The sequence below is a fragment of the Streptosporangium sp. G11 genome, from assembly GCF_051192615.1.
In the GTDB taxonomy this organism is placed as follows: domain Bacteria; phylum Actinomycetota; class Actinomycetes; order Streptosporangiales; family Streptosporangiaceae; genus Streptosporangium.
Window position 1 is genome coordinate 152813 of the sequence record NZ_JBPJUQ010000009.1, and the last position, 19496, is coordinate 172308.

The 19496-nt window shown below is 66.2% G+C and carries 15 protein-coding genes; all 15 read right to left on the reverse strand.

Annotated elements, in window-relative coordinates:
- Nucleotides 1–8: 8 nt before the first annotated feature.
- Nucleotides 9–317 carry a 30S ribosomal protein S10 gene (gene rpsJ, locus ACSDR0_RS12305; RefSeq protein ID WP_030912931.1) on the reverse strand — a complete coding sequence of 103 codons (309 nt, stop codon included), beginning with the start codon at nt 315–317 and terminating at the stop codon, nt 9–11.
- A gap of 335 nt (nt 318–652) precedes the next feature.
- Nucleotides 653–1846, reverse strand: coding sequence for an elongation factor Tu (gene tuf / locus ACSDR0_RS12310; RefSeq protein WP_435288897.1), 1194 nt, complete (start codon nt 1844–1846; stop codon nt 653–655).
- A 162-nt stretch (nt 1847–2008) separates the two neighbouring features.
- Complete coding sequence (gene fusA / locus ACSDR0_RS12315) at nt 2009–4057, reverse strand: elongation factor G (protein ID WP_435288964.1); 2049 nt, start codon at nt 4055–4057, stop codon at nt 2009–2011.
- Between the two features lie 87 nt (nt 4058–4144).
- Nucleotides 4145–4615, reverse strand: coding sequence for a 30S ribosomal protein S7 (rpsG, locus tag ACSDR0_RS12320; protein WP_012887827.1), 471 nt, complete (start codon nt 4613–4615; stop codon nt 4145–4147).
- 2 nt (nt 4616–4617) lie between these two features.
- Nucleotides 4618–4917, reverse strand: coding sequence for a 30S ribosomal protein S12 (gene rpsL, locus ACSDR0_RS12325; RefSeq protein ID WP_435288898.1), 300 nt, complete (start codon nt 4915–4917; stop codon nt 4618–4620).
- A 551-nt stretch (nt 4918–5468) separates the two neighbouring features.
- Nucleotides 5469–9356 carry a DNA-directed RNA polymerase subunit beta' gene (locus ACSDR0_RS12330; RefSeq protein WP_435288899.1) on the reverse strand — a complete coding sequence of 1296 codons (3888 nt, stop codon included), beginning with the start codon at nt 9354–9356 and terminating at the stop codon, nt 5469–5471.
- Nucleotides 9357–9383: 27 nt separating this feature from the next.
- On the reverse strand, nt 9384–12851 hold the full coding sequence (rpoB, locus tag ACSDR0_RS12335) for a DNA-directed RNA polymerase subunit beta (protein WP_435288900.1): 3468 nt from the start codon (nt 12849–12851) through the stop codon (nt 9384–9386).
- A gap of 443 nt (nt 12852–13294) precedes the next feature.
- Nucleotides 13295–13819 carry a hypothetical protein gene (locus ACSDR0_RS12340; protein WP_435288901.1) on the reverse strand — a complete coding sequence of 175 codons (525 nt, stop codon included), beginning with the start codon at nt 13817–13819 and terminating at the stop codon, nt 13295–13297.
- The gene (locus ACSDR0_RS12345) at nt 13816–14343 is read right to left on the reverse strand and encodes a hypothetical protein (RefSeq protein WP_435288902.1); all 528 of its coding nucleotides are present in this window, start codon (nt 14341–14343) and stop codon (nt 13816–13818) included. The genes ACSDR0_RS12340 and ACSDR0_RS12345 overlap by 4 nt, the downstream gene beginning before the upstream one ends.
- Before the next feature lie 422 nt (nt 14344–14765).
- Nucleotides 14766–15152 (reverse strand): 50S ribosomal protein L7/L12, encoded by a 387-nt coding sequence (gene rplL / locus ACSDR0_RS12350; protein ID WP_344746616.1) that lies wholly within the window; start codon nt 15150–15152, stop codon nt 14766–14768.
- 84 nt (nt 15153–15236) lie between these two features.
- On the reverse strand, nt 15237–15761 hold the full coding sequence (gene rplJ / locus ACSDR0_RS12355; protein WP_435288903.1) for a 50S ribosomal protein L10: 525 nt from the start codon (nt 15759–15761) through the stop codon (nt 15237–15239).
- Between the two features lie 479 nt (nt 15762–16240).
- Nucleotides 16241–17071, reverse strand: coding sequence for an LppX_LprAFG lipoprotein (locus ACSDR0_RS12360; protein WP_435288904.1), 831 nt, complete (start codon nt 17069–17071; stop codon nt 16241–16243).
- A gap of 143 nt (nt 17072–17214) precedes the next feature.
- On the reverse strand, nt 17215–17928 hold the full coding sequence (rplA, locus tag ACSDR0_RS12365; protein WP_435288905.1) for a 50S ribosomal protein L1: 714 nt from the start codon (nt 17926–17928) through the stop codon (nt 17215–17217).
- Between the two features lie 173 nt (nt 17929–18101).
- Nucleotides 18102–18533 carry a 50S ribosomal protein L11 gene (gene rplK / locus ACSDR0_RS12370; protein WP_329089910.1) on the reverse strand — a complete coding sequence of 144 codons (432 nt, stop codon included), beginning with the start codon at nt 18531–18533 and terminating at the stop codon, nt 18102–18104.
- Between the two features lie 146 nt (nt 18534–18679).
- The gene (gene nusG, locus ACSDR0_RS12375) at nt 18680–19468 is read right to left on the reverse strand and encodes a transcription termination/antitermination protein NusG (protein WP_435288906.1); all 789 of its coding nucleotides are present in this window, start codon (nt 19466–19468) and stop codon (nt 18680–18682) included.
- Nucleotides 19469–19496: the final 28 nt, after the last annotated feature.

Sequence of the window (19496 nt, forward strand, 5' to 3'; positions counted from 1 at the left end):
GCGTTCCCTCAGAGCTTGATCGAAATGTCAACGCCGGCGGGAAGGTCGAGTCGCATGAGCGAGTCGACCGTCTTCGGCGTCGGGTCGATGATGTCAATCAGCCGCTTGTGCGTGCGCATCTCGAAGTGCTCGCGGCTGTCCTTGTACTTGTGCGGCGAGCGGATGACGCAGTACACGTTCTTCTCGGTCGGCAGCGGCACCGGGCCCGCGACCTTGGCGCCAGTCCTTGTCACCGTCTCGACGATCTTCTTGGCCGAGACGTCGATGACCTCGTGGTCATAGGCCTTGAGCCGAATGCGGATCTTCTGTCCCGCCATAATGGCCTCGGTGTCCTTCACTGTCGTCTGAAAAAGTTACGTGCGGCCTGTTGCCGCTGTGTCATGGCCGGTCCGTCTTGGGACGGTCCCGCCACGTCGTGCCGGAGCACGTCTCGCCCTGGGACGGCGTTCTCCGCACATGCCCCACGTAGCAGACGCTGTGAGTCCGCGCTTTCTTCCGTGATCTGGCAATTAGTTCGGCCGGCGTTCAGCCGAACCAACTGCGAGATCACGGTTCGTGGGGTCCTGCCGAGGTCCGCGCCCTGAGAGCGCGGGCCCCTCGTGGGGAGGCGGCCGGCCCTGCGTCGAGGGCCGACCGCCACTCCGCGATCGTACTACTTGATGATCTTGGTCACTCGACCCGCACCGACGGTGCGGCCACCCTCACGGATGGCGAACTTGAGACCGTCCTCCATCGCGATGGGCTGGATCAGCGCGACGTTCATCTCCGTGTTGTCGCCGGGCATGACCATCTCGGTGCCCTCGGGGAGGTTCACCACGCCGGTCACGTCGGTCGTACGGAAGTAGAACTGCGGGCGGTAGTTGTTGAAGAACGGCGTGTGGCGGCCGCCCTCGTCCTTGCTCAGGATGTAGACCTGGGCCTCGAACTCGGTGTGCGGGGTGGTCGTGCCCGGCTTGATGATGCACTGGCCGCGCTCGACGTCCTCGCGCTTGATGCCGCGCAGGAGCAGACCGACGTTGTCGCCCGCCTGGCCCTCGTCGAGGAGCTTGCGGAACATCTCGACACCGGTGACCGTGGTGGTGGTCTTGGTCTCCTTGATGCCGATGATGTCGACGGTCTCGTTGACCTTGACGACACCGCGCTCGATACGGCCGGTGACGACCGTGCCGCGACCGGTGATCGAGAAGACGTCCTCGATCGGCATCAGGAACGGCTTCTCGGTCTCACGAGTCGGCTCGGGGACGTTCTCGTCCACGGCGGTCATGAGCTCGATGATCGAGTCGCCCCACTTGGCGTCGCCCTCAAGCGCCTTCAGCGCCGAGACGCGGACGACCGGCAGGTCGTCGCCGGGGAACTCCTGGGCCGAGAGGAGCTCGCGGACCTCGAGCTCGACGAGCTCCAGGATCTCCTCGTCGTCCACCATGTCGGACTTGTTGAGGGCCACGACGATGTAGGGGACGCCGACCTGGCGGGCCAGGAGGACGTGCTCCTTCGTCTGCGGCATCGGACCGTCGGTGGCGGCGACCACGAGGATCGCGCCGTCCATCTGAGCCGCACCGGTGATCATGTTCTTCACGTAGTCGGCGTGACCGGGGCAGTCCACGTGGGCGTAGTGGCGCTTCTCGGTCTGGTACTCGACGTGCGCGATGGAGATCGTGATACCACGAGCCTTCTCCTCGGGCGCCTTGTCGATCTTGTCGAACGGGGTCGCCTCGTTGAGAGTCGGGAAACGCTCGTGGAGCACCTTGGTGATCGCCGCGGTCAGAGTGGTCTTGCCGTGGTCGATGTGCCCAATGGTGCCGATGTTTACGTGCGGCTTGGTCCGCTCGAACTTGGCCTTGGCCACTGCTCTCTCCTTAGAGATTCTGACGTGACTTGCGTCTTCATATTCGGGCTTGGGGAGGCCGGCCCCTCTCGGAACCGGCCGGCGAGAAAGTTCTCGCCCCGCACCCCTCCGGTGGCGGGAAGACGGTCTTCTCGTCCTCCCGCACTCGGAACGATGCCGGACTTACTCGCCCCGCACCTTCGCGACGATCTCCTTGGCGATGTGCGCAGGCACTTCCGCGTAGGAGTCGAACTGCATGCTGTAGCTCGCGCGTCCCTGCGTCTTGCTACGGAGGTCTCCCACGTAGCCGAACATCTCAGAGAGCGGCACGAGCGCCTTGATGATCCGGGCGCCGGAGCGCTCGTCCATCGCCTGGATCTGCCCGCGGCGACCGTTGAGGTCACCGATGACATCACCCATGTAGTCCTCGGGCGTGGTGACCTCGACGGCCATCATCGGCTCCAGGATTACGGCGTCCGCACGGCGCGCGGCCTCCTTGAAGGCCATCGAACCAGCGATCTTGAAGGCCATTTCGGACGAGTCCACCTCGTGGTAGGCACCGTCCTGCAGGGTGACCTTGACCCCGACCATGGGGTATCCGGCGAGAACACCGAACTCGGCGGCCTCCTGGGCGCCCGCGTCGACCGAGGGGATGTACTCCCTCGGGATGCGGCCACCGGAGACCTTGTTCGAGAACTCGTAACCGTCGTTGCCCTCGCCCAGCGGCTCAATGTCAATGATGACCTTGGCGAACTGGCCGGAACCACCGGTCTGCTTCTTGTGGACGTAGTCGACCTTCTCCACCTTGCGGCGGATGGTCTCCCGGTAGGCCACCTGAGGCCGGCCGATGTTGGCCTCGACCTTGAACTCGCGGCGCATCCGGTCGACGAGGATCTCCAGGTGGAGCTCGCCCATACCCCAGATGACCGTCTGCCCGGTCTCGTCGTCACGACGGACCTGGAAGGACGGGTCCTCCTCGGCCAGACGCTGGATCGCGGTGCCCAGCTTCTCCTGGTCGCCCTTGGTCTTGGGCTCGATGGCGACGCTGATGACCGGCGCCGGGAAGTTCATCGACTCCAGGACCACGGGGTGAGCCGGGTCGGAGAGGGTGTCGCCGGTGGTGGTGTCCTTCAGACCCATGACGGCGACGATCTGACCTGCCACGGCCGACGGGCGCTCTTCGCGCTTGTTGGCGTGCATCTGGTAGATCTTGCCGATCCGCTCCTTGCGGCCCTTCACCGAGTTGACCACGGCGGTGCCGGTCTCGAGCGTGCCCGAGTAGATGCGGATGTAGGTGAGACGGCCCAGGTGCTGGTCGCTCATGATCTTGAAGGCGAGCGCGGAGAAGGGCTCGTTCACGTCCGCGTGACGCTCGATGATCTCCTCCTCCTTGCCGACCGCGTGACCCTTGAAGGCCGCGATGTCGATCGGGGCGGGGAGGTAGGCGACGATCGCGTCGAGCAGGGGCTGGACGCCCTTGTTCTTGAACGCGGTGCCGGTCAGGACCGGGTTGATGGTGCTGGCCAGCGTGGCGCGGCGGATGGCCGCGACCAGCTGCTCCTCGGTGGGCTCGACGCCCTCGAGGAAGAGCTCCATCAGCTCGTCGTCGTTTTCGGAGACGGTCTCGACCAGCTTGTCACGCCACTCGCGAGCGACCTCGGCGTGCTCGGCCGGGATGTCGACGGTCTCGTACATCTCGCCCTTGGCCGCCTCGGCGCTCCAGAGCAGACCCTTCATCTTGACCAGGTCGATGACGCCCTTGAAGTCGGCCTCGACGCCCCAGGGAAGCTGGATGACGGCGGGGGTCGCGTTCAGGCGGCTGACCATCATGTCGACGCAGCGGTGGAACTCCGCGCCGACCCGGTCCATCTTGTTGACGAAGCAGATCCTGGGCACTTCGTAGCGGTCGGCCTGACGCCAGACCGTCTCGGACTGCGGCTCGACACCGGCGACGCCGTCGAACACGGCGACGGCACCGTCGAGGACGCGGAGCGAGCGCTCCACCTCGATCGTGAAGTCCACGTGGCCCGGCGTGTCGATGATGTTGATCGTGTGGCCGAGCCATTCGCAGGTCGTGGCAGCGGAGGTGATGGTGATACCACGCTCCTGTTCCTGCTCCATCCAGTCCATCGTGGCTGCGCCCTCGTGGACCTCACCGATCTTGTAGTTGATACCGGTGTAGAACAGGATGCGCTCGGTCGTCGTGGTCTTGCCCGCGTCGATGTGGGCCATGATCCCGATGTTACGGACCTTGGCCAGGTCAAGAGCGGTCGTGGTGGCCACTTCTCTCGCGTCCTCGTCGTCTCGTCGAACCCGCTGTTACCAGCGGTAGTGGGCGAAGGCCTTGTTGGACTCGGCCATCTTGTGGGTGTCCTCGCGCTTCTTGACGCTTGCGCCGAGGCCGTTGCTGGCGTCGAGCAGTTCGTTCATGAGGCGCTCGGTCATGGTCTTCTCGCGGCGGGCGCGGGAGTACTGCACCAGCCAACGCAGGGCCAGGGTGGTGCTGCGCGCCGCGCGCACCTCGACCGGGACCTGGTAGGTCGCGCCACCGACACGGCGGCTGCGGACCTCAAGGGTGGGCTTGACGTTGTCCAGGGCGCGCTTCAGGGTGACGACCGGGTCGTTGCCGGTCTTCTCCTTGGCGCCTTCGAGGGCGCCGTACACGATGGACTGGGCGATGGATCGCTTGCCGTCCAGGAGCACCTTGTTGATGAGCGCGGTGACCAGGGGCGAGTTGTGAACCGGGTCAGCCATGAGCTGACGGCGGCCAGGAGAACCCTTGCGAGGCATTCCTACTTCTCCTTCTTCGCGCCGTAACGGCTACGGGCCTGCTTGCGGTTACGGACACCCTGGGTGTCGAGCGAACCGCGGATGATCTTGCCGACACCGGGGATGTAGGCCGTGACCTCGATGCCGTTGGTGAGCCGGACACGCGCGACCTTGCGGAGGGCGGAGTTCGGCTTCTTCGGGGTCGTGGTGTAAACGCGCATGCAGGTGCCGCGTCGCTGAGGGCTGGCCTTGAGCGCCGGGGTCTTGGTCTTGGTGACCTTGTCCTGGCGGCCCTTGCGGACCAACTGCTGAATCGTGGGCACCGCGTCTCCGTTCGTGCTAGCCGGTAATTCGAATGTCGTGCATTTTGCAGGTACTGCCGGTGTCATGACCTGCGGTTCTTTCATCCCCTCCGACCCACGCGGTCGGGCGTGTCGCGTACGTTCCGCGCCACATCCCGGTTAAGGCCGGTCCGGTGGAGGAGGCCACACGGCGCCTCTGCCGGCCCCTCACTGGGAGCCTGGCGACGCGCACGCATGAGGGCCCATGAAGACATGGGCACGAAGGAAAAGACTACCCAGCTCAACGCAACACGTCAAAACGGCTGCACTCGCCAGGCGTCGGCGTTCGTGTCATGACTCCCGCGACCGGTTTCCGACCGACCGCTTCCGGGTCCGTGTCGAGTTTACCCGCCGCGAAGCACTTCTCCGGCCGTTCTCCGCATTAACGTACGGCTTTCGCCGCAACATTCCGGTCAAGAAAGGTCCACATCCACAGCTACCGGACCTGCGGGAGAGGAAAAAGACGGCGCCGGTGGGAGGAACGCCGACGGCGCCCGGCCCCCTTCCGGGAACCGGGCGCCGCCTGTGACCACTTAGCGGTTGTACTGACCGAAGTCGTACTCCTCCAGCGGCACGGCCTCACCAGAGCCCGAGCCGAAGGTGTAGTCGGCCGCGGAGCCGTCGTAACCACCGACGGTGTACATGGCGGCCTTGGCCTCCTCGGTGGGCTCGACCCGGATGTTGCGGTACTGGGGCATGCCCGTACCGGCCGGGATGAGCTTTCCGATGATGACGTTCTCCTTGAGGCCGAGCAGCGAGTCCGACTTGGCGTGGATCGCCGCGTCGGTGAGCACTCGGGTCGTCTCCTGGAAGGACGCCGCGGACAGCCAGGACTCGGTGGCGAGCGAGGCCTTGGTGATGCCCATCAGCACCGGGCGTCCGGAGGCCGGCGTGCCGCCCTCCGCCACGCACTCGCGGTTGATCCGCTCGAAGCGCGGCCGCTCGACGAGCTCACCGGGCAGCATGTCGGCGTCACCGGACTCCAGCACGTTCACGCGCTTGAGCATCTGCCGCACGATGATCTCGATGTGCTTGTCGTGGATCGACACACCCTGCGAGCGGTAGACCTGCTGGACCTCCGCCACGAGGTGCAGCTGCACGGCCCGGGGGCCGAGGATGCGCAGCACCTCGTTGGGGTTGACCGCGCCGGCGATCAGCTGGTGGCCGACCGTGACGCGCTGCCCGTCCGAGACCAGCATGCGCGACCGCATCGACACCGGGTACGCGACCTCTTCGGAACCGTCGTCCGGGACGACCACGATCTTCCGCGTCTTGTCGGTCTCGTCGACGCGGACCCGGCCCTCGGCCTCGCTGATCGGGGCGACACCCTTGGGGACGCGCGCCTCGAAGAGCTCCTGCACACGGGGCAGACCGTGGGTGATGTCGGCGCCCGCCACACCACCGGTGTGGAAGGTCCGCATCGTCAGCTGGGTGCCGGGCTCGCCGATCGACTGGGCGGCGATGATGCCGACCGCCTCGCCGACGTCCACGAGCTTGCCGGTCGCGAGCGAGCGGCCGTAGCAGGTGGCACAGACACCGATCTTGGCCTCGCAGACGAGGGCGCTGCGGGTCCTGACGGTCTCCACACCGGCCTCGACCAGCGCGGTGACGTGGATGTCGTTGATGTCGACACCCACCGGCACGATGATCTTGCCATCCACCTCCACGTCCTCGGCGAGGATGCGGCCGTGCACGTTGCTCTCGGCGTTCTCCGCCTTGACCAGGTTGCCCTGGGCGTCGCGGTCGGCCACGTGCAGCGGGACACCACGGTCGGTGCCGCAGTCGATCTCGCGGACGATGACGTCCTGCGCGACGTCCACCAGACGACGGGTCAGGTAACCCGAGTCGGCGGTCCGCAGCGCGGTGTCCGCCAGACCCTTTCGCTGGCCGTGGGTGGAGATGAAGTACTCCAGCACCGACAGGCCCTCGCGGAACGAGGCCTTGATCGGACGCGGGATCGTCTCACCCTTGGTGTTGGACACCAGACCACGGATGCCGGAGATCTGCCGGACCTGCATCAGGTTTCCTCGGGCGCCCGACTGGACCATCATCCAGACCGGGTTGGTCTTCGGGAACGCCTTCTGCATGTCGTCGGTCACGTCACTGGTCGCGTGCGTCCAGATCTCGATGAGCTCCTGACGGCGCTCCTCGTCCGTGATCAGACCGCGCTCGTACTCACGCTGGACCTTGTCGGCCCTGCGCTCGTACGTCTCCATGATCTCGGCCTTGTTCGGCGGCGCGATGACGTCCTCGATGGAGATCGTCACACCGGCCCTGGTCGCCCAGTAGAAACCGGCGTCCTTGAGGGCGTCGAGCGCCGCGGCGACCTCGACCTTGGGGTACTTCTCGGCGAGCTCGTTGACGATGACCGACAGCTGCTTCTTGCCGACCTGCGAGTTCACGTACGGGTAGTTGGCCGGCAGGGTCTGGTTGAACAGGCACCGGCCCAGGGTGGTCTCCAGGCGGTAGCTGTCACCTGCCTCCCAGCCCTCGGGACCGGCCCAGCCGCGGGGCGGCGGGACGTCGCCCTTCATCCGGATCTGGATCAGCGACTGGATGTCCAGCTCGCGGCGGTCGAAGGCCATGAGCGCCTCCGACACCGAGCCGAAGACCCGGCCCCTGCCGACACCGTTCTCGTCCTCGTCCTTGAGCGTGGTCAGCGAGTAGAGGCCGATGATCATGTCCTGGGTGGGCATGGTCACGGGCTTACCGTCGGCCGGCTTGAGGATGTTGTTCGTCGACAGCATCAGGATGCGGGCCTCGGCCTGCGCCTCGGCCGACAGCGGCAGGTGCACGGCCATCTGGTCACCGTCGAAGTCCGCGTTGAACGCGGTGCAGACGAGCGGGTGGATCTGGATGGCCTTGCCCTCGACCAGCTGCGGCTCGAAGGCCTGGATGCCCAGGCGGTGCAGGGTCGGCGCGCGGTTGAGCAGCACGGGGTGCTCGGTGATGACCTCTTCGAGGACGTCCCACACGACCGGCCTGGCACGCTCGACCATCCGCTTGGCCGACTTGATGTTCTGCGCGTGGTTCAGGTCGACCAGGCGCTTCATCACGAACGGCTTGAAGAGCTCCAGCGCCATCTGCTTGGGCAGACCGCACTGGTGCAGCTTCAGCTGCGGGCCGACGACGATGACCGAACGGCCGGAGTAGTCGACTCGCTTGCCCAGCAGGTTCTGGCGGAACCGGCCCTGCTTGCCCTTCAGCATGTCGCTGAGGGACTTCAGGGGGCGGTTGCCGGGACCGGTGACCGGGCGGCCGCGGCGGCCGTTGTCGAACAGCGCGTCGACGGCCTCCTGGAGCATCCGCTTCTCGTTGTTCACGATGATCTCGGGGGCACCGAGGTCGAGAAGTCGCTTGAGGCGGTTGTTCCGGTTGATCACCCGGCGGTACAGGTCGTTCAGGTCCGAGGTCGCGAACCGGCCACCGTCGAGCTGCACCATCGGGCGCAGGTCCGGCGGGATGACCGGGATGCAGTCGAGGACCATCCCGTTGGGCGAGTTGCGGGTGTTCAGGAACGCGGACACGACCTTGAGACGCTTGAGCGCGCGGGCCTTCTTCTGGCCCTTGCCGCTGCGGATCGTCTCGCGCAGGTTCTCGGCCTCGAGAGCGAGGTCGAAGTTGGTCAGACGCTCCTGGATGGCCTGGGCGCCCATGCCACCGCGGAAGTAGCGGCCGAAGCGGTCGCGCATCTCGCGGTAGAGCAGCTCGTCGCCCTCAAGGTCTTGGACCTTGAGGTTCTTAAAGCGGCTCCAGACCTCGTCCAGCCGGTCCAGCTCGCGCTGGGCCCGGTCGCGCAGCTGCCGCATCTCACGCTCGGCGCCCTCGCGGACCTTGCGGCGCTGGTCGCCCTTGGCGCCGGCGGCCTCAAGCTCGGCCAGGTCGGTCTCCAGCTTGCGCTGGCGAGCCTCGATGTCGGCGTCACGCCGCTGCTCGATGTGCTGCCGCTCGACGGAGATCTTCGCCTCGAGCGACGGCAGGTCACGCTCGCGCATTTCCTTGTCGACGTGCGTGATCATGTAGGCCGCGAAGTAGATGACCTTCTCGAGGTCCTTCGGGGCCAGGTCGAGCAGGTATCCCAGACGGGACGGGACACCCTTGAAGTACCAGATGTGCGTGACGGGCGCGGCCAGCTCGATGTGGCCCATCCGCTCACGACGCACCTTGGCGCGGGTCACCTCGACGCCACAGCGCTCACAGATGATGCCCTTGAAGCGGACGCGCTTGTACTTACCGCAGTAGCACTCCCAGTCGCGAGTCGGGCCGAAGATCTTCTCGCAGAAGAGTCCGTCCTTCTCGGGCTTGAGCGTCCGGTAGTTAATGGTTTCGGGCTTCTTCACCTCGCCGTGCGACCACTGGCGGATGTCGTCGGCGGTCGCGAGGCCGATCCGAAGCTCGTCGAAGAAGTTGACGTCGAGCACTATGTAATCCCCTCCTCAGCTTCTAGATCAGACCTCTTCGACGCTGCTCGGCTCGCGCCGGGACAGGTCGATGCCGAGTTCTTCCGCGGCGCGGAAGACGTCTTCGTCGGTGTCGCGCATCTCGATGGACATGCCGTCGCTGGAGAGCACCTCGACGTTCAGGCACAGCGACTGCATTTCCTTGATGAGGACCTTGAACGACTCCGGGATGCCCGGCTCGGGAATGTTCTCGCCCTTGACGATGGCCTCGTAGACCTTCACGCGGCCGAGGACGTCGTCGGACTTGATGGTGAGCAGCTCCTGCAGGGCGTAGGCGGCGCCGTACGCCTCCAGGGCCCAGACCTCCATCTCACCGAAGCGCTGGCCACCGAACTGGGCCTTACCGCCGAGCGGCTGCTGGGTGATCATGGAGTAGGGGCCGGTCGAACGAGCGTGGATCTTGTCGTCGACCAGGTGGAGCAGCTTCAGGATGTAGATGTAGCCGACGGAGATCGGGTGCGGGAACGGCTCCCCGGAACGGCCGTCGAACAGCTGGGCCTTTCCGTTCGCGCCGACCATGCGCCCGCCATCCCTGTTGAGCAGGGTGTTGTCGAGCAGACCGATGATCTCTTCCTCGTTGGCACCGTCGAACACCGGCGTGGCCATGTTGGTGCGCGGCTCGACCTCCGTGAAGCCCTTGTCGCGCAGCCGCTCGGCCCAGGCCTCCTGGATGCCGGTGATATCCCACCCTCTGGCGGCGATCCACCCGAGGTGGGTCTCCAGGACCTGGCCGACGTTCATTCGGCCGGGCACGCCCAGGGGGTTGAGGATGATGTCGACGGCCGTGCCGTCTTCGAGGAACGGCATGTCCTCGACCGGGAGGATCTTGGAGATGACGCCCTTGTTGCCGTGACGGCCGGCCAGCTTGTCACCGTCGGTGATCTTGCGCTTCTGGGCCACGTAGACGCGGACCAGCTCGTTGACGCCGGGGGGGAGCTCGTCGCCCTCCTCGCGGCTGAACACGCGCACCCCGATGACCTTGCCCTGCTCGCCGTGCGGCACCTTCAGCGAGGTGTCACGGACCTCACGCGCCTTCTCACCGAAGATCGCGCGGAGCAGACGCTCCTCGGGGGTCAGCTCGGTCTCGCCCTTGGGCGTGACCTTGCCGACGAGGATGTCGCCGGGGACGACCTCGGCACCGATGCGGATGATGCCGCGCTCGTCGAGGTCGGCCAGGACCTCCTCGGAGACGTTCGGGATGTCCCGGGTGATCTCCTCGGGGCCCAGCTTGGTGTCGCGGGCGTCGACCTCGTGCTCCTCGATGTGAATCGAGGAGAGGACGTCGTCCTGCACCAGGCGCTGGGAGAGGATGATCGCGTCTTCGTAGTTGTGACCCTCCCACGGCATGAACGCCACGAGGAGGTTCTTGCCCAGGGCCATCTCGCCGTCGTCGGTGCAGGGACCGTCGGCGACGACCTGGTTGACCTCGATCCGGTCGCCTTCCTTGACGATCGGCTTCTGGTTGAAGCAGGTGCCCTGGTTGGAGCGCTTGAACTTGGCGACCCGGTAGGTCGTACGGGTGCCGTCGTCGTTCATCACGGTGATGTAGTCGGCGGAGACCTCCTCGACCACACCCGCCTTGTCGGCGGTGATGACGTCGCCGGCGTCGGTCGCGGCACGGTATTCCATGCCGGTGCCGACCAGCGGCGCCTCGCTCTTGAGCAGCGGCACCGACTGGCGCTGCATGTTGGAGCCCATGAGCGCGCGGTTGGCGTCGTCGTGCTCCAGGAACGGGATCATCGCGGTCGCCACGGACACCATCTGGCGTGCCGAGACGTCCATGTAGTCGACCTCGTTGGCGCGCAGGGACTCGAACTCCCCGCCCTTCCTGCGGACGAGCACGCGCGGTTCGAGGAACGTTCCGTCGGGACCGATCGGCGTGTTCGCCTGAGCGATGACGTGCCGGTCCTCCTCGTCCGCGGTCAGGTAGTCGACCTGGTCGGTGACCCGGCCCTCGACGACCTTGCGGTAGGGGGTCTCGACGAAACCGAAGGAGTTGACCCGGCCGAAGGAGGCCAGCGAGCCGATCAGACCGATGTTCGGTCCTTCCGGCGTCTCGATCGGGCACATGCGGCCGTAGTGCGACGGGTGGACGTCACGGACCTCGAAGCCGGCCCGCTCACGGGACAGACCACCGGGGCCCAGCGCGGACAGACGACGCTTGTGCGTCAGGCCGGCCAGGGGGTTGGTCTGGTCCATGAACTGCGACAGCTGGGAGGTGCCGAAGAACTCCTTGATCGACGCCACGACCGGGCGGATGTTGATCAGGGTCTGCGGCGTGATCGCCTCGACGTCCTGGGTCGTCATCCGCTCGCGGACGACGCGCTCCATGCGGGCCAGGCCCAGGCGGACCTGGTTCTGGATCAGCTCGCCCACCGTGCGGAGACGGCGGTTGCCGAAGTGGTCGATGTCGTCGGTCTCGACGACGATCTCACCGTTGGCGCCGGGCATCTCGACCTCGCCGGCGTGGAGCCGGACGATGTACTCGATGGTGGCGACGACGTCGTCTTCGGTGAGCGTGCCCTGGGTGATCTCGCTGTCGACCCCGAGCTTCTTGTTGATCTTGTATCGGCCGACCTTGGCGAGGTCATAACGCTTGGGGTTGAAGTACAGGTTCTCCAACAGCGTCTGCGCCGACTCCTTGGTCGGCGGCTCGCCCGGGCGCAGCTTGCGGTAGATGTCGAGCAGAGCGTCGTCCTGGCCGGCCGTGTGGTCCTTCTCCAGGGTGGCGCGCATGGACTCGTACTGACCGAAACGCTCAAGGATCTGCTCGCTGGTCCAGCCGAGCGCCTTGAGCAGGACGGTGACGGCCTGCTTGCGCTTACGGTCGATGCGGACACCGACGCTGTCACGCTTGTCGATCTCGAACTCTAGCCAGGCGCCCCTGGAAGGGATCACCTTGCATCCATAGAGGTCCTTGTCGGAGGTCTTGTCGACACTGCGGTCGAAGTAGACGCCCGGGGACCGGACCAGCTGGGAGACGACGACACGCTCGGTGCCGTTGATGATGAATGTGCCCTTGCCGGTCATGAGCGGGAAATCGCCCATGAACACGGTCTGGCTCTTGATCTCACCAGTGGTGTTATTGATGAACTCCGCCGTGACGAACATCGGGGCGGAGTAGGTCATGTCCTTGTCTTTGCACTCATCGACTGAGTACTTGGGCGGCTCGAACCGGTGATCGCGGAACGACAGGGACATAGTCCCGGAGAAGTCCTCGATGGGACTGATCTCCTCAAAGATCTCTTCGAGGCCCGACTGGGCCGGAACGTCCTTGCGCCCGGCCTGGCGAGCCGCCTCGACCCGCCCCTTCCACTTCTCGTTGCCGAGCAACCAGTCGAAGGACTCGGTCTGAAGAGCGAGAAGGTCAGGAACTTCTAGCGGCTCCTGAATTCGTGCGAAAGACACACGACGGGGACCGGCGGGTACGGCGAAGGCGTTGCGCGAGGCTGCCAACAGATGTCCTTCCGAGGGCTCGCGGCGGACTGACTACACGCACGCCAGACGACCATGCATCAGAGCACCAAAAGAAGCGGGTCGTCAAAGGGCAGCGCAAAGGGGCAGTGTAGCCGAACGGCATACACCTGTCCACCTCAGTCTCGCTGCAAGCTCCACGTTGGTCGCAGCATCGCCCGTCAGAGCCGAAACGTCAAGCCCGGGAGCTGACATTTCGGCCGGGAAATAGCCGAGACCCTGGGAGTTTTCCCACCGGGTGACCTGCGTACACCACAAGGCCGGAGACGATGTCCGACCTGGTGTGGCTGACACTGAGTCACACGGCGGATCGAACGCTAGCCGAGGGACCGACTGACGATCGACGCTGCCATGGCCGGTGTACCCAACCGCGGACCCAGTCCAAACCAAGGCTTTACTAACAATTGAATAAAGCGACGCGCCGATCAAGGTGGCGGGGGGTCTCCGAGCAGCGTGGAGAGCTCCGAGACCAGCCAGCGGGAATCCTTCTTGACCATGATGAACCTGGCCCGGTTCTGGCTGACGACCCGGCGGGGTTCCTTCTCCCCGGCGGGGGTCCTGACCGTGCTCATGCTCATGAAGAGGAGCACCTCGACCCGGCCGGAATCTCCGGACTCCACCGACTCGACCCCGGCCCCGGTCACCGTGGCCTGCTGCACCGTCTTCTGGCTCCTGGCCTGCGAAGCCATGCTCCTGGCCAGCTGCCGGTAGTGCAGGCTGAGCGCCCCGGTGGTGTATCCACCCGCTCTTGCGAAATCCTGTTCGATCGTACGATAGTCATACGACAGCATGTCGGGGGCGACCGAACGGGCCGCGGCGAGCGCCTCCCGCCCCGCCGTCTCGTCCGCGCGCAGCCGGCTCAGGTCGGTGAACATGATCCATACGGCCGCCGCGAGCGCGAGCGCGACGGCGACCATGAGCCCGATCGCCAACCGGGAGGCACGTCTCACAGCACCAGCTCCGCCTTGGACACGAGCCAGGCTCCCCCCACCTTGGTCACTTCCATGTTCCACCGGTAGAACCGCTCCTGCGGAGCGTCCTTGCCACCGTCCCGCCGGATCACCGCGTCGCCCACCACCATCACCTGGGCCGTGCCTCCGCGCAGCGAGACCAGCCCCGAGGCCCGCAGCGCGCCCGTCTGGAGGATCTTGTCCTTGACCGTGCTCCTCTTGAGCTCCGCGGCGGTCCTGGCGTACTCGGCCCTGGCCGCGCCCGTGGAGGTGCCGAGAATGCGCCCGATGTCGTCGTCGACGCTCCTGTGGCCCACGGAGAGGAGATGGACGGCGTGGGCCCCCGCGGCCCGCAGCGCCGCCTGCCTGTCGTCAGCGGCCGTCTGAGCGTCCCGTAGGGTGGCACCGACCCAGAACGCGGCCGCCAGCAGCACCGCGATCAACACTCCCAGCGCCGGTCCCGCGATCCTGAGCGGGCGACGGGAGCGGCGCGAGCGACGGGAGCGAGTGGAGTGCACTGCCATGCGTTCTCTCCCATCGCACGGTCTGCGGAACGCGGGCCGGCGAGCGCGGCTGCCTCGCCGTCCGGAACGGCATGCTCCCCGATCGCCGGATCATAACCCGCCGCGCAGATCCGCATAACGGCCTTCGCGCACATGCCTCGGGCCATTTCGCCCGGCCCCGCACCCCGTACCGGGAACGGCCAGGCACCCGGCCAGATGACCGCGCTCCCCCTCACCGCCGACGCGCCACCGACGCGCGCCTCGACCGGCCGTCTCCCGCCCCGCCCGGGGCGCGGACGAGCCGGTCTCAGGTGTGCGGGCCGGCGGCGTGGAACAAAGCCGTACGAGCCGGTCTCGGGCGCGTACGGGCCGCCCTGAGGGCGGAAACACGAAAAGAGCGGGCCACCGGCACCTGGTGGACCCGCTCTTTCCGGTGAGACGAACTACTTGACGGTGACCGAAGCGCCGGCGCCCTCAAGGGCGGCCTTGGCCTTCTCGGCCTGCTCCTTGTTGACCTTGCCGTCGAAGACGGACTTGGGAGCGCCGTCAACGAGGTCCTTGGCCTCCTTGAGGCCCAGGCTCGTCAGGGCGCGGATCTCCTTGATGACCTGGATCTTCTTCTCGCCGGCAGCCTCGAGGATGACGTCGAACTCGTCCTGCTCCTCGACCTCTTCGACAGCGGCCGCACCGGGGGCGGCGGCGGCGACGGCGACGGGGGCAGCGGCCTTGACGTCGAAGGTCTCCTCGAAGAGCTTCACGAAGTCGGACAGCTCAAGAAGGGTCATCTCCTTGAAAGCGTCGAGCAGCTCGTCGGTGCTGAGCTTCGCCATGGTGGTTCCTCCATACGGATCTGAACTACTAAAGAAAGTTGGGACCGCGGTTTGCGTTAATCCCCTGTGACCGCCTGCGCGGACCTACTCGCCGGCGCCTTCGCGCTTGGCACGCAGGGCCTCGACCAGCTGAGCCATGTTGGTGGGCAGCGCGTTGAAGACGGCGGCCGCGTGGCCCTGCTTCGCCTTCATGGCACCGGCCAGCTTCGCGAGGAGAACCTCACGCGACTCGAGGTCGGCAAGCTTGCTGATCTCGTCCGGCGTCATCGACCTGCCGTCGACGACACCGCCCTTGATGATCAGGAGGGGATTGGCCTTGGCGAAGTCACGCAGACTCTTGGCAGCCTCGACCACGTCGCCGTTGACGAACGCGATCGCCGACGGACCCGCGAGCAGGTCGTTGAGCTGGTTGAACCCGGCCTCGGTGGCCGCGATCTTGGTCAGCGTGTTCTTCACCACGGCGAACTTCGCATTCTCACCGAGAGAAACGCGCAGCTGCTTGAGCTGGGCGACGGTGAGACCGCGGTATTCGGTCAGAACGGCAGCATTGGAGCCGTCGAAGCTGCTCTTCAGCTCAGCGACAGCCGTTGCCTTTTCTGCCTTCGCCATGGGCCTCCTTCCAGATGTGCCGCCGGGGCAAGGCCCAGAAAAGCGAACAAGCCCCGGCGCAGGCGCGCGGGGCTCACATGAGGAGGTTAGTCCAGATGAAAACTCACATCACAACCTACGCGGGCCGTCCACTGACGTGGATCCTTAAGTCGTCAAGCCATGCGACTTGACGACGACCGGCGGTCTTCGGCGTTGACAGCTTACGTCCTGCCGCCACGAATGCCAACTCGGCCACCGTCGCGAATGCCATCGCGGTTCCCGGCCCGGCCACCGTCACGGTTCCCAGAACGGCTGTCGTCGCGAATGCCGTCACGGTTCCCGGCCCGGCCACCGTCACGGTTCCCAGAACGGCTGTCGTCACGGTTCCCGGCCCCGGATGCCGGAACGGCCGCCGGCGCGGACGAGGCCCCTCGGACAGGGCCCGGGAAAAGGCGCGCGCCCCCGGCCGGTGGGCCGGGGGCGCGGATCTCGGGGAAACGTCAGTTTCCGCCGCGGTGCTCGGGCAGGTCACCCACCTGGTCGGCGGGCGGGGCGGTGATCTCCACGGGCTCGTTGAACCCCTTGAAGAGCGCCGTCAGGTTGAACGTCGCGTCCTTCTCGGAACCGCTGAGCGTCACCTTGCGGGGCAGACTCTGCGCGTCGGCCCACAGGTCGAACTTCACGTTCTTGGCATGCGAGAGCTGCTCCTGGAGCTGCTCACGCTTGGCCGGGTCGATCAGCTGGGCGGCCTCGGCGACCGGGAAGGTGCCGCTGTAGTGGGTCGTGTCGACCCCGCCGACCGTCTCGGTGCCGACCGCCTTGACGTCCTTCGACGCGGTCAGCAGCTTGACGGTGCCCGCCAGGTCGAACTGCTGGGCCTGGTCCATGAACTTCCTGATCTCGGACTGCCCCTTGGCGTCGAGCTCGGTGAGCGACACCTTGGTCCACGGCTTGGTGACACCGGCGAACCTGTTGAGGAGCTCGGACTTCACGTAGACCGTGTCACCCGACAGGATGGCCCGCGCCCCGCCGGGCACGTTCTGGCCGCCGAAGGTGATCGTGTCGAGCCTGATGTCCGTGGCCAGCTGGGGCTTGCTCTGATAGAGCATGCTGCCCTGGATCTTGCCCGACTCCTTCTCGCCGCCACTGGCGTCGAGAACCACGTCCGCGGAGTAGGAGGTGACCTCCTCGGCCTTCTGCGCGCTCTGCTGCACCGCGTCCGCCGCGGCGAGCTTGACGTTTCCGAGGGAGCTGGTGCCCTGCGCACCGCATCCCGCGACCGCGACGAGCGCGGCCGCTCCTAGTGCAAGTGCGGGAGCCAATCGGCGCATTTCCTCTTCATCCTTTCGTTCCCCCGATGATCCTGACTAAGACACTACGCGTCGGCAAAGCCGGGCGCGTCGTCCGGGAGAACGAAGAAAGGCCTCAACCGAATGGCCATTCGGTTGAGGCCTTCCGCGGAAGACGTCTGCTATCAGGCGTCGAGCTCGGCGGTCAGCGCCCGCGTCTGGTTGGGGTCGACCGGAATGCCGGGGCCCATCGACGTGGAGAAGACGACCTTCTTGACGTAGCGTCCCTTGGCCGCGGACGGCTTGAGACGCAGCACCTCGTCGAGGGCGGCGGCGTAGTTCTCGATGAGCTGGCGCTCACCGAAGGACACCTTGCCGATGATGAAGTGCAGGTTCGCGTGCCGGTCGACACGGAACTCGATCTTGCCGCCCTTGATGTCGGTGACGGCCTTGCCGACGGCCGGGGTCACGGTGCCGGTCTTGGGGTTCGGCATCAGGCCACGAGGGCCGAGCACGCGGCCCAGACGGCCGACCTTGCCCATGAGGTCCGGGGTGGCGACGACGGCGTCGAAGTCGAGGCGGCCCTTGGCGACCTCGTCGATCAGCTCGTCCGCACCGACGATGTCGGCACCCGCGGCGCGGGCCTCCTCGGCACGGTCACCGGTCGCGAAGACCAGGACCCGGGCGGTCTTGCCGGTGCCGTGCGGGAGGTTGACGGTGCCGCGGACCATCTGGTCGGCCTTGCGGGGGTCGACACCCAGCCGCAGGGCCACCTCGACGGTGGCGTCGAACTTGGCGACGCTGGTGTCCTTGGCCAGCTTGGCCGCCTGGGCCGGGCTGTACAGGGCGTCGCGGTCGAACTGCGCCGTTGCGGCGCGGTATCCCTTGCTGCGCTTCATGTGATCACTCCTGTGGATCCGAGTGTTCGTGGTGCGGGCCAGCGCCTGGCCCCTCCACTTACTTCGAAATTGTCCTGGCGGACGTCGCTCGTGCTCCGCCCGCTGTCGGCCCCTCGGCGGTCACGCGGATCATGTCCCGCGCTCGTGCCCGCAGGGCCGGGTCGCCGTTTCGGCTAGTCGACGATCGTGATGCCCATCGACCGGGCGGTGCCGGCGATGATCTTCTCGGCCGCCGCGACGTCGTTGGCGTTGAGGTCCTGCATCTTGGTCTCGGCGATCTGGCGCAGCTGCTCCTTGGTGAGCTTGCCCACCTTGTCCTTCTGCGGGACGGCCGAACCCTTGGCGACACCGGCGGCCTTCTTGATCAGCTCAGGCGCCGGGGGCGTCTTCGTGACGAAGGTGAAGGTGCGGTCCTCGTAGATGGTGATCTCTACGGGGATGATGTTGCCGCGCTGGGCCTCGGTGGCAGCGTTGTACTGCTTCACGAATTCCATGATGTTGACGCCGTGCGGACCGAGGGCGGTACCGACCGGCGGCGCGGGGGTGGCCTGGCCGGCGGGCAACTGGACCTTGACCAGCGCGGCAAACTTCTTCTTAGGAGGCATGCTTCTCTCCGGGTCCTTGCTTCTCTGAACGATGTTCCAGATCCCCGCGACCGCGGGGCCCACAGCAGTTGGACATTGACCAACGCCGCGAATTTGGAACCATCCCCGCGACCGCGGGGCAGACTGATGAAGTCTACGCGACCGGTTTAGATTTTCGAGACCTGGTTGAACGAGAGCTCGACCGGGGTCTCTCGACCGAAGATCGACACGAGCACCTTGAGCTTCTGCGACTCGGCGCTGATCTCGCTGACCGTGGCGGGCAGCGTGGCGAACGGGCCGTCCATGACGGTGACGGACTCGCCGACCTCGAAATCGACCGTGGCGGCGGAGGCCTTCGCGGTGGACTTCTTGACCTCTTCCGAGGGCTCCGGCGCGAGCAGCTTGGCGACCTCTTCGAGGCTCAGCGGGCTCGGCTTGTTGGAAAGGCCGACGAAACCGGTCACACCGGGCGTGTTACGCACCGCGGACCAGGACTCGTCGGTGAGCTCCATCCGGACCAGCACGTAGCCGGGCAGCACCCGCTCCTTGACCAGCTGGCGCTTGCCGCTCTTGATCTCGGTCACGTGGTGGGTGGGCACCTCGACCTGGAAGATGTAGTCCTCCATGTTGAGGGACTGCGTACGGGTCTCGATGTTCGACTTCACGCGGTTCTCGTAACCCGCGTAGGAGTGGATGACGTACCACTCGCCGAACAGGCTCCGCAGGTGCCGCTTGAACTCCTCGACCGGGTCGACGTCGGGAAGGACGTCACCGTCCTCGTCGACGGCGCCGGTCGGGGCCTGCTCGGCCTCGGTTTCGGCGTCGGCGTCGGTCTCGGCGTCGACATCCTGCCCGTCGGACTCGTCAAGCGAATCCTCGGTGACGTCGACGGCCTTCTCCAGCTCGTCCTCGCGCTCTTCGCGGGGCTCGCCGGCCGACTGTGCAGACTCGGACACGGTGCTCTTTCTCTTTTCGTCGATGGCT